The sequence below is a fragment of the Kribbella caucasensis genome (assembly GCF_004361855.1).
In the GTDB taxonomy this organism is placed as follows: domain Bacteria; phylum Actinomycetota; class Actinomycetes; order Propionibacteriales; family Kribbellaceae; genus Kribbella; species Kribbella caucasensis.
Genome location: NZ_SNWQ01000008.1, coordinates 56129 through 81995 on the forward strand (window position 1 = coordinate 56129; position 25867 = coordinate 81995).

Consider the following 25867-nt stretch of genomic DNA (forward strand, 5'->3'; position numbering starts at 1 on the left):
CTATTGGTTGCGGTAGGCGGTGGGTGTGGTTCCGGTGAACTGGCGGAAGACCCGGGCGAAGTGCTGGCTGGAACTGAATCCCAGCGTCTGAGCCATCGCGGTGATGGGCAGATCGCTCGTCGTCAGGAGTTGGCGGGCCCGTTCCACTCGTCGTTCGGTCAGGTACCGATGGGGTGGCTGGCCGAACTGCTCGGTGAACAGGCCGGCGAGATAGGACGGCGCCAGCCCGACGCGGGCGGCCAACTCCTCAAGCGTCCACCGCTCGTGGAAGTCGTGATCGAGCAGCCTCTTCACCGTCCTGACCGCCGGGTGTACGGCGAGTTGCGGGCGCGCGGTTCGCGTCAGAGCTCGAGTGACAGCGAGGACCAGATGATCGACCGCCAGCCCAAGTCCTTCGTCGGCGTGCTCGTATCTGGTCGTCAGCTCGCGGACCAGATGGGCGAAGGCGTCGGAGAGGTCACCTGAGTTCTCGCGATGAACCACGTTCGGCGGCCAGGCAGCCAGCCCGCGACGTTTTACGACCGGGTCGAGGTCGATCGCCGCGAAGTAGAAGTGGTGGTTGCCGGAGCTCCCGGCCAGGTGGTGCTCGAGCTCCGGCGGAACTGCGAACAGATGGCCGGGCTGGAGTAGGTAGGTCTCGCTTCCCGCCACCCATCGGGTCACGCCGTGCATCTGCAGGTAGACCTCCCAGACCGGATGGGTGTGCGGCTCGATCAGGAAGCTCTCCGGCACCCATTGCTCCCCCGCATGGATCAACCCGCTGGCGGGATCCCGGACGTCGGCGCGGAAGCCCGCCCGCAGTCCGGTCGGTCGAATCAGAGGCACCTGAAGATTGTGTCCATCCGCCTGAACATCGGCAACGCGCCGACCATCACCAGATTCTTAGAGTCGCGGCATGGACACCAACCAACACCACGCCGCACCGCCCTCCCCCGCCCCGGACAGCCGACCCGACGTGCATCCCCCGGACGGCGGACCCGGCGCGCCTGGTTTCGTGTCCAGCACTGTCGGGCTGCTACCAGGACCTGACGACATCGCCTTCTACCGCGCCAACGGCTACTGGATCTCGCCGGTGATCCTGCCGGCCGAAGTGCTCGACGCTGCCGAGCGGGGAATGGAACGGCTCTACGCCGGCGACCACGACCACACCCTCCCCGACATCCCCGGGACCCGAGGCTGGCAGCCGAGCGACGGCGACGTACTGCGCAAGAACGACTACGCCTCCCTTCGCGTGGACGAACTGGCCGACCTTGTACGGCATCCCGCGATCGGCGCGACGGCCGCAGCACTTTCGGGCGCCGACGGGATCCGCCTCTGGCATGACCAACTCTTGTACAAGCCGGTGGATCGCGTTGGCGGTGCGGCGCGAGTGGGGTGGCATACCGATCGGCAGTACTGGCAGTCCTGTACCTCCGACGAGATGCTCACCGCGTGGGTCGGCTTCCACGACGTCGACGAGGTCAACGGAGCTGTCTCGTTCCTGCCCGGCAGTCACCGCTGGGACGTCTCTGGGCTCGACTTCTTCTCCCAGGACTTGGAGTCGCTGAACGCCTCCATCGCGGCTCAGGGATACGACCCGACCCCGGTCACGCCCCGGATGCGCCGCGGCCAGATCAGCTTTCACCATTGCCGCACGGTCCACGGCAGCTCCGCCAACCGCAGTACGGCGCCCCGCCGGTCCATCGCCATCCACCTCCAGCCCGCCGACAACCGCTGGCGGCCGGGAGCGGACCACACCAACAATCTCCTGGCCCGCATCGACCCTTCAATCGGCGGTCCGGACTACACCGACCCCACCATCCAGCCCCTCCTCTGGCCACGCGGATCACGCGCCAACGAAACACAGGTTTCGTTGGTTGTTGGTTTGGTTTTCGAAACGCCGAACTGGTTTCTGAGTTTGCAAACCTTCAACCTCTAGGGTTCTCGGCATGATCTTGGAGGCGGGAAGGTGCGGGTACAGCAAGTGCCGGGCGGAGTTGCCGGTACCGGGTGCGCAGGGTGGGAGGCCACGGAGTTTCTGCCGGGAGACCCGGTGGGAAGGCGGCCGGACGTGCGCGCAGATGGCTCGTGCGGAGCGGGAGGCGTTGGGTGCGCTGGGGCTGGATGTCGGTGGCGACAGCAGCGCCTTTCGGATCGACGCTGATCGCCTGCGGGAACAGTTGGATGCGGTCAGGGGTCCGGTCGACGGGCTCACGGCAGCGCTGGCCGCCGTGACGAGTCGGCTGGATGAGGTGGAGGCTGCGGCCGTGGCGGCCGTTGAGAATGCTCATGGCCAGGTGGCCGAGGCTGAGCGCGCTCGGGTCGCGGCGGAGGAGGCGCGTGAGCAGGCCGAGGCGAGAGCACGCCAGAGTGCGGTCGCAGCCGAGCGGGCAGGGAAGGCGCGTGCCGAAGCGTTGGAGCGAGCGGCGGCGGCCGCGCGTCAGGCGATGGACGCGACTGAGGCATTGGGCGCCGCCCGGCAGCAAGCCGAGGAAGCGGTCATTGCCCGGCGAGCAGCTGAGACGCACGCGACCCAGCAAGCTGAGCGGGCAGCCATGCTCGACCACCACCTCAAGGAACTGGCGGTCGCGACCGAACGGGCTCAGGCCGAAAGAGACGCCGCCCACGCCGCGCAGGCCGAGCACCGCGCCCAGGCCGACGCACTAGCCGACGCCCTGCGCGGGGAACTGGCCGACGAGCGCCGGCAGAAACAAGCGCTGGCGACCGAGCACGCCCGAGCTGAGGCCACCCACCAAGCCGAACTGCAGACGATCCAAGAAGCCGCCAATCGCGCCGAAGCCACCCAGGCCAGTGAGCTTGGGGCTCGCAGAGATGAGCTCGCAGCCGTGACCGAAGCACACCGCCAGGCTGAGCAAGACCTCCAGCAGGCGCACGACGAACTCACCTCCCTGCGCGCTCAGCTATCCGAGCTCAACCAGACCGCCGAGCTCGGTCGGCTGCGGGCCGAGGTCACTGCGGCGCCTCGCCTGCACCCCGACGACCTCCAGGCGCTCGTCACGGCATTGGCCACTCACACCTCCGTCTAGCCGAAGCGGACACCCACCACTCATCAACCTCCGCCGAAGAAGGCCCACCGGGCTGGGTTGAGCGGGGAGCTGCGAGGGCGCGCGAGCTTGGTGAGTGGTGGGGGTACGGGGATCCCGATTGGCCCACGCCTGGATCTCGGGCGGTGTTGGGCTTGTGCTGGGCGGGTGCTTGGGGGAATGGTGGCTTAACTAGGAGGAACGTCATGGCAGACAAGACGAATACTTCCCAGGGCGCAGGTGTGGCTCCCACCGCGGAGTCCCCGGCCGCCATCCGTAACGTGGTGCTCGTCGGGCCGTCGGGTGCCGGCAAGACCACCCTCGTCGAGGCCCTGCTGGTGACCTCCGGTGTGCTCTCCAGACCTGGCACCGTCGTGGACGGCACGACGGTGTGCGATTTCGACGACGCCGAGATCCGGCAGCAGCGTTCGGTCGGGCTGTCGCTCGCCTCGCTGCCGCACGACGGGATCAAGGTCAACCTGATCGACACCCCCGGGTACGCCGACTTCGTGGGCGAACTCCGGGCCGGCCTGCGAGCCGCGGACTGCGCGCTGTTCGTGTTCCCCGCGAACGAGGGCGTGGACGAGCCGACCAAGGCGCTCTGGCAGGAGTGCGATCAGGTCGGAATGCCGCGCGCCGTCGTGATCACCAAACTCGACCACGCCCGCGCCAACTTCGACGCCGCCCTCTCCTCCGCCCAGAACGCGTTCGGCGACAAGGTCCTGCCGCTGTACTTCCCGGCCGGCGACGGCGTCATCGGGCTGCTCTCCCAGACCCACTACGAGTACGCCGACGGCAAGCGGACCACGCACGCCCCCGACCCGCAGTACGCCGATCGGATCGAAGACCTGCGGGGCAGCCTGATCGAGGGGATCATCGAGGAGTCCGAGGACGAGTCGCTGATGGAGCGGTATCTCGGCGGCGAGGAGATCGACCAGGGCGTGCTGATCGAGGATCTGGAGCAGGCGGTCGCGCGCGGCTCGTTCTTCCCGGTGATCCCGGTCTGCAGCGGTACCGGCGTCGGCACCCTCGAGCTGCTCGAGGTCGCGACCAGTGGGTTCCCCGCTCCCCCGGAACACCAGCTGCCGGAGGTGTTCACTCCGCACGGCGTACCGAAGGGCAAGCTCGACGGTGACCCCAAGGGTCCGCTGCTCGCCGAGGTGGTGAAGACGACGTCCGACCCGTATGTCGGCAGGGTCAGCCTGGTCCGGGTGTTCTCCGGCACCATCAGGCCCGACACGACGGTTCACGTGTCGGGCCATTTCACGTCCTTCTTCGGTGCGAGCAACACGCACGCCGATCACGACGAGGACGAACGGATCGGCACCTTGTCGTTCCCGCTCGGCAAGGTCCAGCGGCCGGCGCCGGAGGTGATCGCGGGCGACCTGTGCGCGATCGGCCGGCTGACCCGCGCGGAGACCGGGGACACGCTCTCCGACAAGTCCGATCCGCTGCTGCTCAGACCGTGGACGATGCCCGAGCCGTTGCTGCCGGTGGCCGTACAGGCGCACGCGAAGACCGATGAGGACAAGTTGTCGGGCGGGCTGCAGCGGCTGGCGGCGGAGGATCCGACGCTGCGGATCGAACAGAATCCCGAGACCCATCAGATCGTGCTCTGGTGCATGGGCGAGGCGCACTCCGATGTGGTCCTCGACGCTCTGGCCAACCGGTACGGCGTGACGGTGGACACCGTCGAACTCCGGGTCCCGCTGCGGGAGACGTTCGGCGGCAAGGCGAAGGGACACGGCCGGCATGTGAAGCAGTCGGGCGGACATGGCCAGTACGCCGTGTGCGATATCGAGGTGGAACCGCTGCCGGAGGGGTCCGAGTTCGAGTTCGTCGACAAGGTGGTCGGCGGGGCGGTGCCGCGGCAGTTCATCCCGAGTGTGGAGAAGGGCGTCCGGGCGCAGATGGAGAGAGGCGTCGGCGCGGGGTACCCGGTGGTCAACATCCGGGTCACCTTGCTCGACGGGAAGGCGCACAGCGTCGACTCGTCGGACATGGCGTTCCAGATGGCCGGTGGGCTGGCGCTCCGGGAGGCGGCGAACGCGACGAAGGTGAATTTGCTCGAGCCGGTGGATCTGGTCTCGGTCCTGGTACCGGACGAGCTGGTCGGCACGGTGATGAGCGACCTGTCCGGGCGACGGGGACGCCTGCTCGGGACGGACAAGGTGGGCGACGACCGCACCCTGGTGAAGGCCGAGGTACCGCAGGTGGAGATCACCCGCTACGCCATCGACCTGCGGTCCCTCTCCCACGGCTCGGCCTCGTTCACCCGCAGCTTCTCCCGCTACGAATCCATGCCCGACTCGGCTGCCGCAAAGGTCAAATCCAAGTCCTGATCAGGACAGCCGGCGGCGGACGTCTTTTGAACGGAGGTAGGCGGCGACGTCGTCGTAGCGCTCGGTCTGGTTGGCGAACTCGATGTACGAGCGGACCCGGTGCAGCCAGTCCAGCGTGGACGGCTTCACCGTGGGCAGCGCCTTCTCCAGGTGCAGCATGGAGAGCGGCGGCTCGCCACCGGTCGTTAGCGCCTCGTCGATCACCGCGTCGACGCCGCGTTCCACCAGTGCACGCAGGTCGGCGCCACTGAACATCGGCGTCTGGTTCGCCAACGCCTTGAGGTCCAGCCCGCCTGCCGGGACGTCCTTCAGCAGCACCGACAGGATGTCCGCCCGGGCCGGTTCATCGGGCGGCGGCACGAAGATCACCCGGTCGAACCGCCCCGGCCGGAGCATCGCCTCATCCACGTCCCACGGCGCATTGGTTGCCGCGAGCACCAACAGGCCGTCGTTCTCCGAGCCGATCGCGTCCAGCTCTTGCAGCAGGACATCGACCAGCCGCCGCGCCTCGGAACCACCGTGCTTGTGCCGCGCGAAGGCGAGCGCGTCGAGCTCGTCGACAAACAGGACGCATGGCGAGTTCGCCCGGGCCCGCTCGAACGCGGCGTGCAGGTTGCGCTCCGAGACACCGAGGTACGGGTCCATCACGTCCTCGATCCGGACGTTCACGAACGGCAGCCCGCACTCCCCCGCGGTCGCCCTGGCCAGCAGGGTCTTCCCGCACCCCGGCGGACCGTAGAGCATCACGCCGCCGCCGGACTTGCGGCCGTACTTCTGGTACAGCTCCGGCCGGCTCAGCGGCAGGATCACCATCCGGTGGATCACCCGCTTGATCTCGTCCATCCCGCCGACCTGGTCGAAGGTGGTCGTCTCCTTCGGCGTATCGCCGACGAACGGCTCGCCCTCGACCGGCCCGACCTTCACCTTCACGCCGCTGCGCGCGCTGATCATCTCGTCGACCAGCTGCTGCAGCCGCCCGGTCCCCTCCACTACTCCGGCCTGCCGCGCGGCCTCCAGACAACTCCGCAGCAACGCGAGCCGGCCGTTCGCGGCCGCCAGTTCGCCGACCGCGACCAGCTGATCGTCCGGGAGCCCTTGCTGATCGAGGAGTACGACGTACTGGTCGAGCGCCGGCTCGGTCTCGCCGGCGGCGACCAGGGTCTCGGCGAGGACGAGCCGGAGCAGGACGTCGTCCGGGTTCGCCTCGACCGCTTTGCGCAGCGCGGAGATCCGGTCGTTCGTCATGAGCCCCACTTCCGGTTGATCCAGCGGCGCAGCAACGGCGGCGCCACCCACGAGTACACGCAGAACGCGAACCAGCTGATCGCCGCCAGTGCGGCCAGCGGCGCCAGACCTGCGAGGCGCAGCCCGTAGATCACCGCGACCGCACCCACCCAGATCACCAGCGGGTTGAACCGCTGGAACGGTCGGAGCGGACGCATCAGCGGGTGGTTCGCCAGCCGGGCCTCCCGGGCCGCCTGACGAAGATCCGGATCGCCCGGGTTCGCGGCCGCGGCCGACGCGAGTGACTGGTAGCCGGCCCGTGAGTCGCCGGTGAGCATGGAAGCCGTACCGTGCAACGCTCGTGCGCCCGGATCCTCGGGATCTACCGAGAGCGCCTTCTCTGAGTGCCGGTGCATGTCCTTGTCCTTGCCCAGGGCAAACGCGACCTGGGCCCGGGCCGCGGCGACAGCAGCACTCTCGGGAGCTTGGGAGGCGGCCCGCTCGACCAAGGCGCTGGCCTTCTCGGCCTGGCCGGCGGTAAGGCAGACGAGGGCGTAGCCGATCAGCAGATCAGGTTCGTTCGGATCGAGGCTCAGACCTTGCAGGTACGCCGACTCGGCCTCCGAGAGCCGGCCTTCCGCACGGAGCGCCGAACCGAGAACCTGCAGCAGCAGGAGAAACGGTCCGTGGCGCGACAGCCCGTCCCGTAGTACGTCGATCGCCTCGGCGTGGCGGTCGAGCGTGTGCAACGCCGCGCCCCGGAAGAGGTAGGCGCGGACGTCGAGAGCGGCATCGCCGATGAGGCTATCGAGCTCGGAGAGGGTGCGGTCGGGGTGGCCGATCTGGAGCCAGTGACCGGCCAGCTGCAGCCTGGTCTCGGTCGGGTCGTTCACCGCGCCCGGTTCGGTCACAGGGTCACCGCCACGATCGCGAGCAGGACCGCCTCCAGTACGCCGCCACCGATGACCGCCGCGATCCCGGGACCCCAGAGCGACCCGTAGTCGACACCGCGGAGCTGGAACGCGCGGTCCATCGGCTGCTGGATCCGGAGCAGGATCAGGCAGCACACCACCGCGACCACCCGGATCGCGATTCGCAGGCCGGAGGAGGTGCTGTCAGCCGTGAGGACGGTGATGACCACGGCCGCCGCGATCAGGCCGAGACCACCGACGAGGAGGATGAGGCGACGCTTGGCCTGGTCGACCCCGAGTCGCCTGGCGTTGAAGAACGCGATCACCGTCACCGCGATCACACCGCCGAAGAACGCGACGTACGTCTGCGACATCAACCGCCAGGGCCGCACCGACAGGTCGACGTCCGCGCGGATCGTCGGTCGCAGCAATTCGTCCGGCATGCTTCTCCCGTGGCCAGTGGTTCAGGCCGGGCAGTCTAGGCCAGCCAGATGACCAGTGTCCCCTCCCCGTCCAACGCCCCATAGGCTGGGGCGATGACTGAGAACTGCCTCTTCTGCGGGATCGTGACGGGAACCATTCCGTCCGAGCAGATCGCCGAGACCGAGCGGGCGATCGCGTTCATGGACATCAACCCGGCCACCCGCGGCCACCTCCTGGTCGTTACCCGCGAGCACGCCACAGATCTGCGGGACAGCGCTCCCGAGGACCTCATCGCGGCCACGCTGCTGGCCCAGTCGCTGGTCGGTCGGGTGATCGAGCGCCTCGGCGCGGACGGCGCGAATCTGCTCAGTTGTATCGGCCCCGACGCTTGGCAGAGCGTCTTCCACACCCACCTGCACGTGATCCCTCGGTACAAGGACGACCCGCTCGTGCTGCCCTGGCACCCGAAACCTGGCGACGCCGAGGACATCGCCGCCACGGCCGTCGAACTGCGCTGATGTAACGCTTGGCGGAGCTGCTGACACTGCAGGGCTGTAAGGACCTGTCGAGGAGCAGCTGGGGTTGGCCATGCTGAATGTCACAGCTACATCCGGCGCCGGACTGACGCGGCGTCTGCTGCCTTTGCGGCTCGCCGCTTTCCTCCAGGGCGTGTGGCTCTGGGTGCCGGTCGAGAAGCTGTTCATGACCGAGATCGGCTTCGACGCGGCAACGATCGGCGTGATGGCCGCGGGGTACGCAGCCGTGGTACCGCTGGTCGAGGTCGTCTCCGGTGTCCTCGCCGACCGGTGGTCGCGTCGCGGCGTACTCGCGGTCTCCGGTGTCGCGCTCCTCGCCTCGGTCCTGGTCGGCGGCCTGAGCCGGAATGTGCTCACGTACATCGTCGCCGCACTCTTCCTCGGCATCTACATCGCCATGTACTCCGGCACGATGGAGGCGGTCGTGTACGACACCGTGCTCGAGGAGACCGGGAGCAGCGAGGGCTACGAACGCCAGATCGGCCGGGTCCGGCTGGTCGAGAGCATCGGCCTGGTGCTGAGTGCATTCGCGGGTGGCTGGCTCGCCGAGGTTCTGTCGGCGCGGCTGACCTACTTCGTCACCTTGCCGTTCATCGTTCTGGCACTCGCCGCCCTCGCCCGGTTCCGCGAGCCCCGGTTGCACGAGGCGAGTGAGCGGTCGTCGCTCCGGGAGCACCTCAGGGTGACTACGCACGCGATCCTGCACCGTGGCCGGTTGGTCCCGATCGCAGCGGCCTCGGTGATGGGCGGACTGATCCTGCAGGCGATGTTCGAGTTCGGGCCGCTGTGGTTGATCACGCTGTCGGCGTCGGCGGTGTTCTACGGTCCGTACTGGGCCGGGCTGGTCTCCACGCTCGGAATCGGCGGCTTGCTGGCCGGGCGGCTACGGCTGGACCGGCGGTTGCCGGTGGCAATTGTCGTGGCCGTGATGCTGGCCGCCTGCCTGACGATGACGAGCAGCCGCAACCTCGTCGTACTGACCGTGGCGATGATCGCGCTGACGTTGCTCGTCGTGGTCGCGGGGATCCACGTGAGCCGGTTGATGCACGACGCCGTGCCGTCGAGCATCCGTACGGGGGTGGCGTCGGGGATCGGGGCTGTGTCGTGGATCTTCTTCATGCCGTTCGCGCTGGGGTTCGGCGCGGTCAGCAAGCGGTCGGGTGTGTACACGTCCGGCTGGATGATCACCGCCGCGGTGGTCCTGGCCGGTTTGGCTCTCCTCTGGGTGACCCTGCGACCGGCTCACGAGCTCGTACTACGAACCGCGCCGGCCGCGTCGGTGGACCCTGCCGAGGACGGCCAGGATCGTCGGGAGGCGGCGTGAGGTTGCTGGCCTGCCGCTCTCCGGTGATCCGTGGTTACGCTGACGCGATGGAGGCGTGGCCGGCGGAGGACGTGCTGGTGGCCCGGTTGCGCGCGGGCGAAGAGAGTGCGTTCACACTCGTGCTCGACGCGTGGTCGGGCGGCATGCTCCGGGTCGCGCGGTCGTTCGTGTCGACGGAGGAATCGGCGGCCGAGGTGGTCCAGGAGACCTGGCTGGCGGTGATCGAGGCGCTGGACGGATTCGAGGGACGGTCGTCGCTGAAGACCTGGGTCTACCGGATCCTCACGAACACGGCCAAACGCCGCGGTACCCGTGAGCACCGCGTCGTACCGCTGAGCAGTGTCGACGACTCGGGTCCGACCGTCGACCCCGCTCGCTTCCGCCCGGCGGACGACCCGTTCCCGGGCCACTGGTGGGAGTTCCCGGCACTTTGGCCGACGCCGGAACAGGGCCTGCTCCGGCGCGAAGTACAGGATCTGCTGGCGGCCGCGCTCGCCGAGTTGCCGGACCGCCAGCGGCTGGTGATCACGTTGCGCGACGTCGAGGGCTATCCGTCGGACGAGGTGTGCGAGCTTCTCGGCATCACCCAGGCCAACCAGCGGGTTCTGTTGCATCGAGCCCGGGCGTTCGTCCGCGGCAAACTGGAGGAGTACTACACCCGGGAGGCGAAACCGTGAACGACCTCGACTGCCAGCACTTCGTCGAGCAGGTGACGTCCTTCCTCGAAGGCGGTCTCAATCCCGACGACGAGGCGCGCTTCCTCGCGCATCTCCCCCTTTGCGACGGCTGCGAGCGTTACCTCGACCAGATCCGCCAGACCGTCCACGCGCTCGACGACCTCCCCACCACTCCCCTGTCGTCTGATGCCCGCACGAGTCTCCTCGACAGCTTCCGGACCCGCCGCCCCTGACTGGTTATCGCCGGGCGACCAGCTCGTAGACGGCCAGGATCTCGTCGATCAACGCGGACCAGTCGTACCGGCGTACGGCGCTCGAGCCCGCCTCGCGCAGCTTTGCACGGTCGTCCGGCGAGGCCAGCAACCGACGGCAGGCCGAGGCCAGCGCGGCGGGATCGCCAGGTTCGAACAACTCCCCCAGCCGGCCGCCGTCCAGTACCTGACGGAACGCGGCCAGATCGCTCGCGAGCACCGGCGCGCCCGCGGCCATCGCCTCCAGCAACACGATGCCAAAGCTCTCCCCGCCGAGATGCGGTGCGACGAACACGTCGGACCCGGCAAGCATGTCCGCCCGCGCCTCGTCGTCGACCGCCCCCAGGAACACCACGTTCTCGCGGCAGAACGCAGGCAGCGAGCGCCGGGCCTCGTCCGCCTGCCCGGTCCCGGCCACCAGCACCTTCAGGTCCCGGCGCTCCGTCACCAACGACGGCACGGCGGCGAGGAGTACGCCGAGGCCCTTCCGTGGTTCGTCCATCCGGCCGAGGAAGCTGATCGTGCCGTCGGCTCCGCGCCACTCCGGCCGGATCCGCCCGGCGAACCGGTCGACGTACAGCCCGTTCGGGATCACCACGGCCTCGCCGCCGATGTGCTGGACCATCATCGAGCGCGCGTTCTCCGACACGGCGATCCGCGCGTCGATCTTCTCCAGCCACGGCCGCAGCAGTCCGGCCGCCGCGCTCATCGCCCGCGACCGCACCTGCCAGGTGTGGAACGTCGCGACGAACGGTCCCTCCCCCGCCCCCAACGCCAGCAGCGCAGCACTCGGAGTCGTCGGCTCGTGCACGTGGACCACGTCGAAGTCCCCGTCCGCGAGCCAGGTCCGCACCCGGGCCGCAGTACGAGGACCGAACGTGACGCGGGCCACCGAACCGTTGTACGGCACCCCGACCGCGTGGCCGGCCGAGACGACGTACGGCGGGGCGAGTTCGTGGTCGATCGGGGCCAGGACGGAGACCTCGTGGTCCCGATCGAGGAGCGCCTCGGCGAGATCGCGGACGTGGTTCTGTACTCCGCCCGGGGTGCCGAGCGAGTACGGGCAGACCACGCCGATCTTCATCGGTCAGTCCACGAAGATGCGCTGGAGCATGTGCCAGTCCTCGGGATGCGCGGCGATACCGGCGGCGAACGCGTCCGCGCAGCGCTGGGTCATCGCGGGCGCGCCGTCGGCCGGGTCGATCGGGTCGTGGAACGTGATCACCAGGTCGGGGCCGTCGTAGTGCAGGGTCGCGGGGATCAGCGGGGCGCCCGTCCGGACGCTTAGCGCGGCGGGGCCGGCCGGCATCCGGGACTCGCGGCCGAAGATCGTGACGGGAACACCACGTTCCGACAGGTCCCGGTCGGCGACGAGGCAGACGAAGCCTCCCGCGCGAAGTCGGTCGGCGAGGATGCCGGACACGTCTTCATCGTGGCCGGTCAGGGGCAGGACTTCCATCCCCAGTTGCTTGCGGTAGGCCACGAATCGGTCGAAGAGGGACTCCGGGCGCAGGCGTTCGGCGACGGTCGACACCGGCATCCCGGTGAGCCCGGCCCAGGCCCCGGCGTGGTCGTAGTTCGCCAGGTGCGGGAGGGCGCAGATGACGCCCCGGCCGGCTTGGTGTGCGTCGCGGAGGACCTTCTCGTTGACCGTGCGGACTGTGCCGACGATGCGCTCGTTCGACCAGTCGGGGATCCGGAACGCCTCTTGCCAGTAGCGCGTGTACGAGCGCATGGCTGTCCGGGTGAGGGCGGCCAGTTCGGTTTCGGTGAGGTCCGGCCGTACGACGCCGAGGTTGGAGCGGAGGCGTCGGACACCGCGGCCGTCACGCCGTACCACGAAGTCGGCGGCACGCGTGAAGAGCCAGGTCACGGCCGGCTCGGGCAGGCGGCGTACCAGCGCCCAGGCGAGTGCGAAGGCGAGGTCGACCGACCGCTGCCGCAGGTTTTCCACGGTTCAGCGCACTCAGGCCGACGGAGAGCCGTCCGGGCCCGAGTCCGCAGTACCGGAGTCGCCCGGGGCCGTCGTACTGGAGTCGCCGGCAGCCGTAGTACCGGAGTCGTTGGAGCTCGCCGGATTTGGGGTGTCCAGGCCGGCGTTGGCGGGGTCGGCGAGCACCTGCTTGCGGACGGAGAGGGAGCGCTGGACGACGGTGATGGTGCTCGCGATGGCCAGGTACCAGACGACGATCTGGAGCAGGATCGGCAGGTCCAGCACATCCGAGAAGAAGCCGGTGACGAGGACCAGGACCAGCCGGTCCGCGCGTTCGGCCAGGCCGCCGCTCGCCTGCAGACCGAGGCTCTCCGCCTTGGCCCGGGCGTACGACGTGGTCGCGCCCATCACCAGCGCCCACAACGTCACCGCCGCCATCGGGGTCGAGTCGCCGGCGTCGGAGTTGGCGTAGTACAGCACCAGGCCGCCGAAGATCGCGCCGTCGCCGAGCCGGTCGAGGGTGGAGTCCAGGTACGAACCCCACTTCGACGACTTGCCCGACGTCCGCGCCATGTAGCCGTCGATCAGGTCGGAGAACACGAACAGGGTGATCACGACGACGCCGATCCAGACCTGCCCGCGCGGGAAGAAGATCAGCGCACCGGCGCTCACGCCGATGGTGCCGACCAGGGTGACCGCGTCCGGGCTCACCCCGAGGCGCAGTAGAAGGTCGGCGATCGGCTTGATCAGCCTGGTCCAGAACTGCCGGAATCTGTTAAGCATGGCGACGCGATCGTAGTCCAGCCGGGCCACCATCGCGTGACGGCGGCCCCCAAAACCCTTTCGCGGACCCGTACCGATGACGGACGATGGCCTCACCCGGCCGCTGCGACCGGGCCCGGAGGCGCACATGTCCACACCGCGTTCCACCCCCGAGAGGCTGGTGTTGTGGTGGGTCGTGATCGCGCTGGTGCTGGCGGGGTGTTCGGTGGCGCGGCGGGCGGATGGGGCTCGACCGGGGGTGGCGCAGCCGACCGTTCAGGTGCCGACGGTGGTGGCGCCTCCACAGGCGGAAGGGCTGGACGGGACTTCGGGGCAGCCGGCGAGGCATGCGTGTAGCGCGGTGCTCGGACGGGTCGAGCCGGTGCCGCCGACCAAGTGGACGGCCAAGCCGAACTCCTGGAACGACGGTGGGCTCCCCGCGCTCGATCTGTGCACGCTCATGGTCGGGGCGAAGCCGGTGGTGATCGGAGTCAGCGCTCTCCCCGCCCAGCCGAATTCGCTGCAACGGCTCGCCAACGCCGCGAACCTGTTCGAACCCGCCGACAAGCTCGGGGCCAACGGCGTACGGCTCGGTCCGGAGGCGCGATCCGGTGGGATGGGAGTCGTGTTCCTGGTCGGCGATCGGGTTGTGCGGATCACCACCAAGGGCGATATCCCGCCCGGTGAGTTGCTCGTGATCGCGGAGGCCGTACGAGAGGTCGTACCGAGTGTCATGCGCAACGCGCGGCAGTCGGACTCGGCCTGCCAGGTGTCGAACTCGCAACCCGAGCGATTCATCGGCACGATCGTGCAACTGCGGCGCGACTATCGGGTGAACGGGGCGCTGACGTGCATCTGGGGGACGTTCGACGCGACCGTCTCGATCGTCGAATCGGTGCACGCGGACTCGATCCCGGAGGCCCGGCAGACGCCGAAGCCGAGGCCGGCGCCGATCGGGCGGCCCGGGTACTACCTGCCTGACCAGGGCGAACTCGTGTTCCGCCAGGGCCGGCGCGTGGTGCGGGTCAGCGCGCTCACCGACCCCGCCCGGCCGGTCCCGATGGACACCTTGATCGACATCGTCGAGCCGCTGATGCCACTGTTCATCCGCTGAGCAAGCCGGCCCGGCAAGTGAATTCTTCGCATCGAGGGGAGGTGGAGAGGGGGTCCGGCGCGCTAGATTGCGAATCGTGACCAGCTTCCCGGCGGCCGCGAAGCGTGTGCGTGACAGTTCAGCGGATCCTGTCGCGCGGTTCTGGGCGCTGCGGGAATGTTCGCTGCACTTCCCGATCTACGGGTTCCGGGCGACCTGGCATCACCTGACCGTGCAGGCCGGCGTACCTCGGCAGCTGTCGGATGATCCGGAGTCTCTGACCCGGGCGGTCGACGAGTTGGAGGAGGCTCGCCGGCACTGGCTGCTGCTGCGCTACACGTTCGCGGATCGGCGCCGGCGGGAGAAGGCGATCGGGCAGCGGCAGCCGACGCTGGGTGATCAGTGGTTGTCGGTGATGAGCCTCGCGTACTGTCCTGATCCTGGCCGGCATCCGGACGAGCGGCTGATCAAGGTGCTCCATCGGCTGATCGATGCGAATCTGTCTGAGCCTCAGCCGCAGCCGACCTGCGCGGTCTGCGGGAATCCGCGGCCGGTCGACACCTTCTGCACCGCCTGCGGAGTTGACCCTCGCGGCCCGACGGTCCAACTGCCTGCGGGCATCCGCCAACAGGCCGACGACAGCTGGCACGAGATCTGGCAACGCACCGCCCAGAAACCCCGCCGCCTCCAGGTCACCTAGCTGAGAGGTTGGCCGGGCGGCTCCGCCAGCCGCTCCAGCCGGTTCCAACCAGTCCAGCCACGCTCGCGCATCAGGTCCACCAGCCGCTGCGCCCGCGGGTCGGTCTCGAGGACAAGTGCGTCCAGAAGGTCGAACGCCAGGTCGTCGTAGGCCATCCCGCCGACGTTGATCCCGCCCGAGGTGTAGGCCTGCTCGGCCAGGCCGGCCATGATGTCGGCGGCTTCCTCCAGCAGGCCGTCGGGCGGGTCGTCTTCGGAGATCTCCGACAGGACCCGATAGAGCCGAACCATTTGCGGGTCGTCGAGCTGCGCGTGTTTGCCGGCCATCACCTCGCGGATGTGATCGGGCCAGCGAGCCGCGACCAGGATCCACCCGTCCCGCTCACCGTCCACTATCCGCTCTGACACCCCGATCTCCCGCAGCCGATCGAGATAGGAGATCACCTCGGGTGGGAGCGCCAGATTGTCCCCGGCAGTGAGCTGCGCGATCTGCTTGCGGCTGGTCTCCAGCCGTTCGATCTCGTCGCGCAGGCGGCCGTCGATCCGCTGGACCGCTTCGGCAAAGGTCGATGCGTCGGCTTCGAGCATCTGACCGATCTCGGACAGCGGCGTGCCGGCGTCGGCGAGGGTGCGGATCTTGATGAGGGACACGGCTGCCGTTGCGCCGTACCGCCGGTATCCCGAAGCATCCCGTTCCGGCTCGGGCAGTAGTCCGATCTGGTGATAGTGCCGCACCGCCCGCGCCGTGACGCCGGCATACGCCGCCAGTTGACCGATCGTCAGCATGCTCTAATCCTGCCCCCGGCCCGGTCGACGCCGGTTCAGGAGATCTTGCGACGGTAGGAGACGTTGGCGAACAAGTAGGCGACGACGAGGATGCCGACGCACCAGGCGAGGGCGGTCCAGATGTCGGAGTCGACCGGCTGCTGGGTGAACAGGTCCCGGACCGCGTTGACGATGGAGGTCACCGGCTGGTGCTCGGCGAAGGCGCGCACCGGGCCGGGCATGGTGTCGGTGGGCACGAAGGCCGAGCTGATGAACGGCAGGAAGATCAGCGGGTAGGCGAACGCGCTCGCGCCGTCCACGGACTTTGCGGTGAGGCCGGGGATCACGGCGATCCAAGTCAGCGCCAGGGTGAACAGGACCAGAATGCCGGCGACCGCCAGCCACCCCAGCACGCCCGCCCCCGACCGGAAGCCCATCAGCAGGGCGACGAGCACGACGACCACGAGCGAGATCAGATTGGCGACCAGCGAGGTCAGCACGTGCGCCCACAGCACCGACGACCGCGCGATCGGCATGGACTGGAACCGTTCGAAGATGCCGCCCTGCAGGTCCAGGAAGAGCCGGAAGGCGGTGTAGGAGATTCCCGAGGCGATCGTGATCAGCAGGATGCCGGGCAGCAGGTAGTTCACGTACTTGTCGGACCCGGTCTGGATCGCGCCGCCGAAGACGTAGACGAACAGCAGCATGAAGGCGATCGGCATGATCGCGGTCGTGATGATGGTGTCCGGGCTGCGGGCGATGTGGCGCAGCGAACGTCCGGTGAGGACGGTGGTGTCGCCGAGGAAGTGCTTGTTCATCGTTGTTCCCCGTCCGTTCTGGCGCTGTCCGTTCTGGCGCCGACGAGAGTGAGGAAGACGTCCTCGAGGGTCGGCTGCTTCTCGACGTACTCGACCTCGGCGGGTGGGAGGAGTTGCTTGAGCTCATCGAGGGTGCCGTTCACGATGATCCGGCCCTCGTGCAGGATCGCGATCCGGTCGGCGAGTTGCTCTGCCTCATCGAGGTACTGAGTCGTGAGCAGCACGGTCGTGCCGCCCTGGGCCAGCTCCTTGACGGCCTGCCACACCTCGAGGCGCGCCTCCGGGTCGAGCCCGGTCGTCGGCTCGTCGAGGAAGACGACCGGCGGGCTCCCGATCAGACTCATCGCGATGTCCAGCCGGCGGCGCATGCCACCGGAGTACGTCGCTACCCTCCGGCTGCCCGCCTCGGTCAGCGAGAAGCGCCTCAGCAGGTCATCCGCGATCGTGCCCGGGTCCTCGAGGTGCCTCAGCCTGGCGACCAGGACGAGGTTCTCCCGCCCGCTGAGGATCTCGTCGACCGCCGCGAACTGCCCGGTGAGACTGATGGACTCGCGGACGTCGGCGGCCTGGGTCACGACATCGAAGCCGTTGACCCGGGCAGTTCCTGTGTCGGCCTTGAGCAGCGTGGACAGGATCTTCACCACCGTGGTCTTGCCCGCCCCATTCGAGCCGAGCAGGGCGAAGATGCTGCCCCGCGCCACGTCGATGTCCACACCGCGCAGCACTTTCAACTGCTTGAACGACTTCTCCAGGCCTTGCACGTGTATAGCGGGCTGCTCGACATGATCGGTTGTTGGCGAGATGCTCATGCCAGCCAGCATGGAGGGTTGACGCTACGTCAAGGTCAAGCCCGCTGGGCAGATTGTCTATCCCTTGGATTACTCAGTCGGTCGGCCAGGACTTGGCCAGCAGTGCCCGGGTGTCGGAGAGGAGCTGGGGCAGGACCTTCGTCTGGCCGACGACGGGCATGAAGTTGGTGTCGCCGCCCCAGCGAGGGACGACGTGCTGGTGGAGGTGGGCGGCGATACCGGCGCCCGCGATCTCCCCCTGGTTCATGCCGATGTTGAAGCCGTGGGCGCCCGACACGATCCGGATCGCCTGCATCGCCTCCTGGGTCAGGCGCGCGACGTCGGCGACCTCCCCCGGCGTGAGCTCGGTGTAGTCCGCGACGTGACGGTACGGGACCACCATCAGGTGACCGGGGTTGTACGGATACAGGTTCAGCACCACGTACGCCGAGTCCGCCCGCTGCACGATCAGCCCGTCGGCGTCGGACAGCCCCGGGATCCGGCAGAACGGGCAGCCCGATCCCGCCTCCGCACTCGTCGGCTTGTTCTCACCGGCGATGTAGGCCATCCGATGCGGCGTCCACAACCGCAGGAACGGATCCGGTATGCCGACCCCGTCCTGAGTCCCCAGCTCCTCCGGCTCGTACGGCGACCCGGCATCACCACCTACCCCGGGATCACCACCCGACCCGAGACCGCCGCCGACCCCAGGATCGCCGCCCACCTCGGGATCGCCGCCCGCCCCGAGATCGTCCGTCATACCTGCACGCGCTTCTTCACGGCCTCGACGATCTCGGTGATCGCGTCGGCGATCGGGATGCCGTTCTTCTGGGAGCCGTCGCGGTAGCGGAACGAGACTGAGCCGGCCGCCATATCGTCGTCGCCGGCGATCAGCATGTACGGCACCTTCGACTTCTGCGCGTTCCGGATCTTCTTCTGCATCCGGTCGTCCGAGGAGTCGACCTCGATCCGGATCCCCTGCGCCTTGAGCTGCGCGGCCACGTCGTACAGGTAGTCCACGTGCCCGTCGGTGATCGGGATGCCGATCACCTGGACCGGCGCGAGCCACGGCGGGAAGACACCCGCGTAGTGCTCGGTCAGCACCGCGACGAACCGCTCGATCGAGCCGAACAGCGCGCGATGGATCATCACCGGCCGCTGCCGGGAACCGTCGGGCGCGGTGTACTCCAGCTCGAACCGCTCGGGCAGGTTGAAGTCCAGCTGGATCGTCGACATCTGCCAGGTCCGGCCGATCGCGTCCTTCGCCTGGACGGAGATCTTCGGACCGTAGAACGCGGCGCCGCCCGGATCCGGGATCAGCTCCAGGCCGGAACCCTCGGCGACCTCGCGCAGCGTCTCGGTCGCCTCCTCCCAGACCTCGTCGGAGCCGACGAACTTGTCCGGGTTCTTGCTCGACAGCTCGAGGTAGAAGTCGTCCAGACCGTAGTCGGCGAGCAGGCCGAGCACGAACGTCAGCAGGTTGCGCAACTCGTCGCGCATCTGCTCGCGGGTGCAGTAGATGTGCGCGTCGTCCTGGGTGAAGCCGCGGGCGCGCGTCATACCGTGGACGACCCCGGACTTCTCCAGCCGGTAGACCGTGCCGAACTCGAACAGCCGCAACGGCAGCTCACGGTACGACCGGCCGCGCGCCGCGAAGATCAGGTTGTGCATCGGGCAGTTCATCGGCTTCAGGTAGTAGTCCTGGCCCTGCTTGCGGATCTGTCCGTCCGCGCCGCGCTCCTCGTCCAGGTGCATCGGCGGGTACATGCCGTCGGCGTACCAGTCGAGGTGGCCCGAGGTCTCGAACAGGTGTGCTTTGGTGATGTGCGGTGAGTAGACGAACTCGTACCCGTCCTCGACGTGCCGCTGGCGGGAGTAGTCCTCCATCACCTTGCGGAGGACACCGCCCTTGGGGTGGAAGACCGCCAGCCCGGAGCCGATCTCGTCCGGGAAGCTGAACAGGTCCAGCTCCGTGCCGAGCTTGCGGTGATCCCGTTTCGCCGCCTCCTCGAGCCGGGTCAGGTGCGCCTTCAGCTCGTCGCGCGACTCCCAGGCGGTGCCGTAGATGCGCTGCAGCTGCGGGTTCTTCTCGCTCCCCCGCCAGTACGCCGCGGCGGTCCGCATCAGCTTGAAGTTGCCCAGATACCCGGTCGCCGGGACGTGCGGACCGCGGCACAGGTCCTTCCAGGCGACCGTGTCGTCGCGCCGGACGTTGTCGTAGATGGTCAGCTCGCCACCGCCGACCTCGACACTCGCCCCTTCGGCGGCGTCCGCCGCGGAGCCTTTGATGCCGATCAGCTCCAGCTTGTACGGCTCGGCCGCCAGCTCGGTACGGGCGTCGTCGTCGGAGACCACCCGGCGGCTGAACCGCTGCCGCTCCTTGATGATCTGCTGCATCTTCTTCTCGAGCGTGCCCAGGTCCTCCGGGGTGAACGGAGTGGGTACGTCGAAGTCGTAGTAGAACCCGTTCTCCACCGGCGGGCCGATGCCGAGCTTGGCGGCCGGGAACAGCTCCTGCACCGCCTGCGCGAGGACGTGCGCGGTCGAGTGCCGGATGATCGCGCGGCCGTCCTCGGAGGCCGCCTTCACCGGCTCGATCTCGTCGCCGTCGGCCACCACCCGGGACAGGTCCCGCAGCTCGCCGTTGACCCGCGCGGCGATGGCGGAGCGGTCCTGGCCGAAGATCTCGGCGAACAGCTCCCCGATCGTCGTCGTCTCGGTCACGCTCCGCTCAGCCTCGCCCTCGACGCCGACCAGATGGACCTTGACTTCCGACACGTTCACTCCTCAGGACAGCGTTGCGTCTTTTCCGGCGGCCCACGGAACTGCGGGCCGTCACGCACAGATGGTATCGACTCCCGTCCCGCGCCCGGACGGCGTATCCACAGGCCCGGCTCAGGGTCGTACCTGACGAAAGTCGGGGGTACGACCAGCCGTAGGTCCGATGTGGAAGGGGTGCCCTGCTTCCTAGGTTCGAGTCAACGATCCGAAACCAGGAGGGGCGGCCGCGTGATCAGGCTCGAAGGACTCAGCAAGAGATACGGCGACACCACCGCCGTGGACTCGCTCGACCTCACCGTCTCGCCCGGCCGGGTGACCGGCTTCCTCGGCCCGCACGGCGCCGGCAAGTCCACCACCATGCGGATGATCCTCGGCCTCGACACCCCGACCGAAGGCGCCGCCCTCGTCGACGGCCGCCCGTACGCCGCCTGGCCGGCACCACTGACCAAGGTCGGGGCGCTGCTCGGCGACCTCGCGCACGAGCACGGTGTCCGGCTGCACGAGCTACACACCCAGCGGGCGTCGCTGGAAGAGGCCTACATGGAGCTCACCGCCGACAGCGTCCAGTACGGCGTGGCGGCGGGCTCATGAGCGACGCGATCCTGCACCTCACCGATGAGCTGATGTCGTCCTGGTGGATCTACCTGGCGCTGTGGGGATTCGCCGCATTGGACGGATTCTTCCCGGCGATTCCGAGCGAGACATTGGTTGTCACGGCCGGCGTGTTCGCAGCCACCGGCGAGCCAAACCTGTACGGCGTCGTGGTGGCCGCCGCAGCCGGAGCGTTCCTCGGCGACCACCTCTCCTACGCACTGGGCCGGGGTGCGGGTGGGCGGCTCATCGATCGGCTGAAGCCAGGGACGAAGCGGCATGCGATGAGCCTGTGGGCGCGGAAGGCGCTCGAAGATCGCGGTGGGCTCGTCCTGGTGGTCGCGCGGTATGTCCCGGGTGGCCGGACCGCCGTCACGCTGACGATGGGATCTGTGCGCTATCCGCTGCGCAAGTTCTCGTTCTTCGCCGGGATCGCGGCGGTCAGCTGGGGCCTGTACTGCGCGCTGGTCGGCTACATCGGCGGCAAGGCCTTCGAGGACAACCCGCTGAAGGGCGTCGTCCTCGGCATCGGCCTGGCCCTCGCGGTGACGTTGATCGTCGAACTCGTCCGGCATCGGCTCCGGAAGCGGCGTGAAGCTCAGGTCGAGCCTCAGAGTGAACTCGTGGAAGCAGGTGAAAGGTGAGCACGGCAACCGTCACCCTCAGGTCGAGGTCCGGCGCCCAAGCACAACCCCGCCGCCTTGAACAACAACCGGGGACCTCGAACAAGAACCCGGGACCGTGAACAACCGGGGACCGTGAACAAGAACCCGGGGCCTCGAACAACAACCCGGGGCCTCGAACGACAACCGGGGACCGTGAACAACAACCCGGGACCGTGAACTGGCTACTTCATGTTCAAGCCCCCCACTTCTTGACCGAGCTCCCCAGTTCCTGTTCAAGGTAATGGCCATCGCACCGCACCACTGCCGAACTGTCCCGCCACTGGCAGCTTGTTGCACCGCTGGTTCCGCCACTGGCGACCCGTCTCCGGCAGGTGGTGGTCGCCGTACTCGGGTAGAACAGCGGAGTCGCCCGGGCCTTGAGGGCCTGGGCGACTCCGCTGTGCTGTTAGCGCGGGACGTTGAGGGCGATGGTGATCTGCTCGGCGACCCTGGCGGCCAACTCCAGCCCGGCACGGCGGGTGGCCGGCAGGAGGGCCGAGTGATCCAGCGGACCCTCGGCGGCGATGTGCGGGTCGGTCGGGATGTCCACGACGGCGGCGGCGCGCGATTCGAAGTACGGGCGGAGTTGCTTCTCGACTTCCTTGTTCACGTCGCCGGGGCCGTTGCTGACCGCGATCACCGCACGGCGGATCAGCCGCTGCGCCTCGGGACCCTGGTTGTCGAGCTCCTCGAGCATCTGCACCGCGGCGGCACAGGACAGGCTCTTCCACTTGATCGGGATGACGAGGGCATCCGACGCCTTCATCGCCTCGCGCCAGTTGCTGGAGCCCTCGTTGTTACCGGTGTCGATCACCAGCACCTTGTAGAACCGGCTCAGCAACCGGTGCACCTGGTCGAAGTCCTTCGCCTCGATCTGCGCGTACGTCGTGGTCGCGGACGTCAGCACGTCGTACTGACCGGCCACCTGATGCCGCAGGTACGCGGCGACGTCACCGAGGCGCGCGTCCGGCTGGGTCAGCATCGGCATCGCCTGCAGCAGGTCGGTCACGGTGGAGCGCGCGTTCGTGTCGTGGGTGCGCAGGTGCATGTTGCCGCGCAGCTCGTTGTTGTCCCAGGCCACTACCCCGCCACCGCGGGCCTGGCCGAGAGCACCGGCCAGCAACAGCGTCGTCGGGGTCTTGCCCGAGCCGCCCTTCGGGTTCGCCACGGTGATCGTCACCGGACGACGGAACGCGGTCGCGGCAGTCGCCCGGGCGATGCGCTCCGTCCGCTCGGACGAACCAGGACGCATCTTGAGCATGCTGCGCACACCGCGCTCAGCCGGAGCCTCCCGCGGCAGCGGCAGGGCCTGGATGAGCTCGTCGGTCCGGTACGAGACCTCCCGCTGTGGCTGCGGTGCGTGCTGACTGGGGACGCCCTGCGGGAAGAAGTGCTGTGCGGCCGGGGACAGCGGCTGGTGGTGCTCCTCCTGCTCGGGTGCAGGCTGGGTCCACCCATCTGAGGCCGCCTTCGCCGGCGTGTGGTGGGCCGCGGCAGATTGACCCCACGCGTCCCCGGCGGGCTGGGTCCAGGCGTCGCTGCCCGACGCCGTGCTGGAGTCGCCGCCGTCGCTCGCCGAATGGGTCCAGGGGTCGCTGGCCGGTTGGGCCTGCTGGGTCTCAGGCTGGTTCCACGAATCGCCCGGGAACTCCTGGGCGAGAGCGTCGGCCGGCTTGTCCTCGGGCTGTTCGTCGACCGGCTCGGGCTCGGGAGTGGTACCGGCCGGATCCGGCTGGGACCACGACGGGGTCGGCTGCCACATTCTCCGGACCTCGGCCGCCGCCGCTTCCCGGTCCTTGTGCTGTCCGGAGTTGTGCGAGTCGGTCACGACCTGGATCCCCTGTTTCTCTCAGCGGGGCGGTGCCTGCCGCCCGCGGTGTGCTGGTCCGCCCGGGCTGTACCCCCGGGGAAGCTCCACTATCCCATGACCAAGTGTCGACGGGATGTCACGCCCCGGAGCGTCGCCCGGCCCCTTCCTGCCATTGTCAGGACCCGACCAAACCGGCCTCGTAGGCCACGATCGCGGCCTGCACCCGGTTCTTCACCCCGAGCCGGTTCAGCACCGCGCTGACATACGCCTTCACCGTGCCCTCCACGAGGAACAACCGGCCCGCGATCTCGGCGTTCGACAGCCCAGCCCCGACCAGAGCGAGCACCTCACGCTCCCGCGGACTGAGTACGTCGACCTGCGCTTTCGCGGCCGCCGCCCGGGTCATCCGCCCACCACCCGCGCCGTCGCCGCTCAGCTCGGCGATCACCCGGTGCGCGACCTTCGGCGACAGGTACGCCGCTCCCTCCGCGACGGCCTTCAACCCGGCGATCAGCTCTCGCGGATCACCCGACTTCAGCAGGAACCCGCTCGCGCCGTCCCCCAACGCCTTCGCGATATACGCGTCCTCCGAGAACGTCGTCAGCATCACTACCGCCGTACCAGGCGCCGTACGCCGGATCTCCGCGCCCGCCGCCAACCCGTCCAGCCGCGGCATCCGGATGTCCAGCACCGCGACGTCCGGCCGATGGCGGTGCACCAACTCGACCGCCTCTAACCCGTCCGCCGCCTCGGCCACCACCTCGATCGCCTCATCCGAACCGAGGATCGCCCGCACCCCCGCCCGGACCATCGCCTCGTCATCCGCCAGCAGAACCCTGATCAACGTGGTGTTCCCTCGATCGTCGGTGGCACGGACCCGGTCTGTACTACGTCCTTTGCAACCAGCCGTTCGTCCGCGAAGCACAGCCGGTATGCGTAATTGATGGAGAACGGGCCGTCCGGCCGATAGAACCGGCAGTCCCAGCCGTCCGGTGTCGTGGTCCGCTCGCTGGGCGGATCGAGCATCCGCATCGCCGGCAACACCCGTTCGACTTCCTCCTTGCTCTGACCTATCCGCAGCGCGTCGAACTGGTCCGGTCGCAGGATCGCGCTGTATCCGGCGACCAGGTAGTAGCCCATCGCAACCACTCCGATGACCGAACCCAGCACGAGCGGAGCCGCGACCGCGGTGATCAGCCCCCGCCGGGCCCTCCGTCGTACGTCGGCTCGCTCGTCGGCCGTCGCGGACTCCACCGGCTGCTCGGGTTCCTGCCGGCCACCCGACCGGGGAATCCGCGCGACCACCTCGAACCCACCCTCGGACCGCTGGGCTGCAGTCAACGTCCCACCGACCAGCCGAACCCGCTCGGTCAGGCCGGCCAACCCACTCCCCGTCGACGGCACGTTCTCGACCGTCTGCGTTGCTCCACTGTCCACGACCTGTACGACGATGTCGGCCGACCTGTTGATCGTCACGACCACCGACGCACCCGGAGCGTGTTTGCTCGCATTCGTCAGCGACTCCTGCACGACTCGATGAACAGCCCGATCCACCATCGGCGACACGTCTGATTGATCCCCGTCCTCCACCAGCCGGACCGCCAGCCCCGAGGCGGCGGCTCGATCGACGAGGTCGGCGACCGTTTCGTGGCTCGGGACAACAGGGGCCTGGGCGTCGGCATCGCGGAGTACGCCGATGATCTCGCCGAGGCGGTCGGTCGCGGTGGCGGCGGCTTCGCGGAGATCGGTCGCGGCCTGGCGGTGCCGCACGGGCAGATCGGCGTCGACCTCCAGCGCGGCGGCGCGCAACGCGATCAGGCTCAGCTCGTGGCCGACCGAGTCGTGCATGTCCTCGGCGATCCGGGAGCGTTCTCTGAGTCGCGCGCGGTCGATCTCCATCCGGTGTTCACGTTCGATCCGCTCGGCCCGATCCCAGCCGGCGGTCGCGAGGAGGGCCTGCTGTGCGCGGTACCGCCCGATCAGCCACGGGAGCGCGACCAGGATCAATGAGAGCAGCAAGATCACCAGCCAGCTCAGCACCGCCTCGCCGACCGAGATCTCCCGGTGCAGCACCAACCCCAGCGCCAGTAACGCGACCAGGGCCCAACCGGCCAGCATCACGAAGTGCCGTAGGAGGGTCTCCCGGCGCCCGGCCAGGTAACTCAGCAACGAGATCGCCGGGATCAGCGCGATCGGTACGCCGAACGCCGTGTTCATCGCGTAGGCCAAGATCAGGATCTCGGGCGTGACGACCAGGGCCAGCGCCACGATCGGCCGGGACCGCCGGAGCAGAACCGCAGCGGCGAGCAGCGCGAGACAGGTCGCCATCAGCCAGTACGGGTCGCCCCGGGTACCGCTCTCCGCGATCACCAGGAACCCCAGCCCGCACCACAGGCCGAGGTCCCCGATCCGCCGCCACTTCACAGGCCCGACGCTACACAGCCCGCGCCG

26 protein-coding genes are annotated in these 25867 nt (G+C 68.6%); 11 read left to right on the plus strand and 15 right to left on the minus strand.

Annotation, left to right across the window (positions count from 1 at the left end):
• Nucleotides 1-825 (minus strand): helix-turn-helix transcriptional regulator, encoded by an 825-nt coding sequence (locus EV643_RS17725; RefSeq protein WP_133801197.1) that lies wholly within the window; start codon nt 823-825, stop codon nt 1-3.
• Nucleotides 826-895: 70 nt separating this feature from the next.
• On the opposite strand from EV643_RS17725, the gene EV643_RS17730 reads away from it, so the two are divergent.
• From EV643_RS17730 to EV643_RS17740, 3 genes are all read left to right on the plus strand, one after another.
• Nucleotides 896-1918 (plus strand): phytanoyl-CoA dioxygenase family protein, encoded by a 1023-nt coding sequence (locus tag EV643_RS17730; RefSeq protein ID WP_133801198.1) that lies wholly within the window; start codon nt 896-898, stop codon nt 1916-1918.
• A 10-nt stretch (nt 1919-1928) separates the two neighbouring features.
• The gene (locus EV643_RS17735; protein WP_133801199.1) at nt 1929-3026 is read left to right on the plus strand and encodes a coiled-coil domain-containing protein; all 1098 of its coding nucleotides are present in this window, start codon (nt 1929-1931) and stop codon (nt 3024-3026) included.
• A gap of 203 nt (nt 3027-3229) precedes the next feature.
• Nucleotides 3230-5365 (plus strand): elongation factor G-like protein EF-G2, encoded by a 2136-nt coding sequence (locus tag EV643_RS17740; protein WP_133801200.1) that lies wholly within the window; start codon nt 3230-3232, stop codon nt 5363-5365.
• Here EV643_RS17740 and EV643_RS17745 read toward each other — a convergent pair whose 3' ends face one another.
• From EV643_RS17745 to EV643_RS17755, 3 genes are read right to left on the minus strand one after another with little or no spacing between them, the layout of a single operon-like run.
• A complete protein-coding gene (locus EV643_RS17745; protein WP_133801201.1) occupies nt 5366-6610 on the minus strand; it encodes a tetratricopeptide repeat protein in 1245 nt (414 codons plus the stop codon). It abuts the gene before it with no gap.
• Entirely contained in the window at nt 6607-7500 is an 894-nt protein-coding gene (locus EV643_RS17750; protein WP_133801202.1) for a tetratricopeptide repeat protein, read from the minus strand. The genes EV643_RS17745 and EV643_RS17750 overlap by 4 nt, the downstream gene beginning before the upstream one ends.
• Entirely contained in the window at nt 7497-7943 is a 447-nt protein-coding gene (locus tag EV643_RS17755) for a hypothetical protein (protein WP_133801203.1), read from the minus strand. The genes EV643_RS17750 and EV643_RS17755 overlap by 4 nt, the downstream gene beginning before the upstream one ends.
• A 93-nt stretch (nt 7944-8036) precedes the next feature.
• Between EV643_RS17755 and EV643_RS17760 the strand changes: the two genes are divergently transcribed.
• From EV643_RS17760 to EV643_RS17775, 4 genes are all read left to right on the plus strand, one after another.
• Complete coding sequence (locus EV643_RS17760) at nt 8037-8441, plus strand: HIT family protein (RefSeq protein ID WP_133801204.1); 405 nt, start codon at nt 8037-8039, stop codon at nt 8439-8441.
• Between the two features lie 70 nt (nt 8442-8511).
• Nucleotides 8512-9783 carry an MFS transporter gene (locus EV643_RS17765; RefSeq protein WP_133801205.1) on the plus strand — a complete coding sequence of 424 codons (1272 nt, stop codon included), beginning with the start codon at nt 8512-8514 and terminating at the stop codon, nt 9781-9783.
• Between the two features lie 47 nt (nt 9784-9830).
• Complete coding sequence (locus tag EV643_RS17770) at nt 9831-10460, plus strand: RNA polymerase sigma factor (protein WP_133801206.1); 630 nt, start codon at nt 9831-9833, stop codon at nt 10458-10460.
• Entirely contained in the window at nt 10457-10693 is a 237-nt protein-coding gene (locus EV643_RS17775; protein ID WP_133801207.1) for an anti-sigma factor family protein, read from the plus strand. Before EV643_RS17770 ends, EV643_RS17775 begins: the two co-directional genes overlap by 4 nt.
• Nucleotides 10694-10697: 4 nt before the next feature.
• Here EV643_RS17775 and EV643_RS17780 read toward each other — a convergent pair whose 3' ends face one another.
• The 3 genes from EV643_RS17780 to pgsA are packed head-to-tail and all read right to left on the minus strand — an operon-like array spanning nt 10698 to nt 13427.
• On the minus strand, nt 10698-11795 hold the full coding sequence (locus EV643_RS17780; protein WP_133801208.1) for a glycosyltransferase family 4 protein: 1098 nt from the start codon (nt 11793-11795) through the stop codon (nt 10698-10700).
• Nucleotides 11796-11798: 3 nt separating this feature from the next.
• Entirely contained in the window at nt 11799-12665 is an 867-nt protein-coding gene (locus tag EV643_RS17785; RefSeq protein WP_133801209.1) for a phosphatidylinositol mannoside acyltransferase, read from the minus strand.
• Nucleotides 12666-12677: 12 nt separating this feature from the next.
• Nucleotides 12678-13427 carry a phosphatidylinositol phosphate synthase gene (gene pgsA / locus EV643_RS17790; RefSeq protein ID WP_133801210.1) on the minus strand — a complete coding sequence of 250 codons (750 nt, stop codon included), beginning with the start codon at nt 13425-13427 and terminating at the stop codon, nt 12678-12680.
• A 127-nt stretch (nt 13428-13554) separates the two neighbouring features.
• Here pgsA and EV643_RS17795 point away from each other — a divergent pair, with 127 nt between their 5' ends.
• Both EV643_RS17795 and EV643_RS17800 read left to right on the plus strand, forming a co-directional pair.
• A complete protein-coding gene (locus EV643_RS17795) occupies nt 13555-14520 on the plus strand; it encodes a hypothetical protein (RefSeq protein ID WP_238165648.1) in 966 nt (321 codons plus the stop codon).
• A 76-nt stretch (nt 14521-14596) separates the two neighbouring features.
• Nucleotides 14597-15199, plus strand: coding sequence for a hypothetical protein (locus EV643_RS17800; protein ID WP_133801211.1), 603 nt, complete (start codon nt 14597-14599; stop codon nt 15197-15199).
• Here EV643_RS17800 and EV643_RS17805 read toward each other — a convergent pair.
• From EV643_RS17805 to thrS, 5 genes are all read right to left on the minus strand, one after another.
• Nucleotides 15196-15984 (minus strand): MerR family transcriptional regulator, encoded by a 789-nt coding sequence (locus EV643_RS17805; RefSeq protein WP_133801212.1) that lies wholly within the window; start codon nt 15982-15984, stop codon nt 15196-15198. The genes EV643_RS17800 and EV643_RS17805 overlap by 4 nt on opposite strands.
• A gap of 35 nt (nt 15985-16019) precedes the next feature.
• The gene (locus EV643_RS17810; RefSeq protein ID WP_133801213.1) at nt 16020-16781 is read right to left on the minus strand and encodes an ABC transporter permease; all 762 of its coding nucleotides are present in this window, start codon (nt 16779-16781) and stop codon (nt 16020-16022) included.
• Nucleotides 16778-17590 (minus strand): ABC transporter ATP-binding protein, encoded by an 813-nt coding sequence (locus EV643_RS17815; RefSeq protein ID WP_133801214.1) that lies wholly within the window; start codon nt 17588-17590, stop codon nt 16778-16780. Before EV643_RS17815 ends, EV643_RS17810 begins: the two co-directional genes overlap by 4 nt.
• A gap of 73 nt (nt 17591-17663) precedes the next feature.
• Nucleotides 17664-18329 carry an HIT family protein gene (locus EV643_RS17820; protein ID WP_133801215.1) on the minus strand — a complete coding sequence of 222 codons (666 nt, stop codon included), beginning with the start codon at nt 18327-18329 and terminating at the stop codon, nt 17664-17666.
• Nucleotides 18326-20347 (minus strand): threonine--tRNA ligase, encoded by a 2022-nt coding sequence (gene thrS / locus EV643_RS17825; RefSeq protein ID WP_133801216.1) that lies wholly within the window; start codon nt 20345-20347, stop codon nt 18326-18328. The genes EV643_RS17820 and thrS overlap by 4 nt, the downstream gene beginning before the upstream one ends.
• A gap of 231 nt (nt 20348-20578) precedes the next feature.
• Between thrS and EV643_RS17830 the strand changes: the two genes are divergently transcribed.
• Both EV643_RS17830 and EV643_RS17835 read left to right on the plus strand, forming a co-directional pair.
• Nucleotides 20579-20941 (plus strand): ATP-binding cassette domain-containing protein, encoded by a 363-nt coding sequence (locus tag EV643_RS17830; protein WP_133801217.1) that lies wholly within the window; start codon nt 20579-20581, stop codon nt 20939-20941.
• The gene (locus EV643_RS17835) at nt 20938-21585 is read left to right on the plus strand and encodes a DedA family protein (protein WP_133801218.1); all 648 of its coding nucleotides are present in this window, start codon (nt 20938-20940) and stop codon (nt 21583-21585) included. The genes EV643_RS17830 and EV643_RS17835 overlap by 4 nt, the downstream gene beginning before the upstream one ends.
• Nucleotides 21586-22012: 427 nt before the next feature.
• Here the strand turns inward: EV643_RS17835 and EV643_RS17840 are convergent, their stop codons facing one another.
• From EV643_RS17840 to EV643_RS17850, 3 genes are all read right to left on the minus strand, one after another.
• Entirely contained in the window at nt 22013-23434 is a 1422-nt protein-coding gene (locus EV643_RS17840; protein ID WP_133801219.1) for a MinD/ParA family ATP-binding protein, read from the minus strand.
• A gap of 157 nt (nt 23435-23591) precedes the next feature.
• Complete coding sequence (locus EV643_RS17845) at nt 23592-24260, minus strand: response regulator (protein ID WP_133801220.1); 669 nt, start codon at nt 24258-24260, stop codon at nt 23592-23594.
• Complete coding sequence (locus tag EV643_RS17850) at nt 24257-25840, minus strand: sensor histidine kinase (protein WP_133801221.1); 1584 nt, start codon at nt 25838-25840, stop codon at nt 24257-24259. Before EV643_RS17850 ends, EV643_RS17845 begins: the two co-directional genes overlap by 4 nt.
• Between the last annotated feature and the right edge of the window lie 27 nt (nt 25841-25867).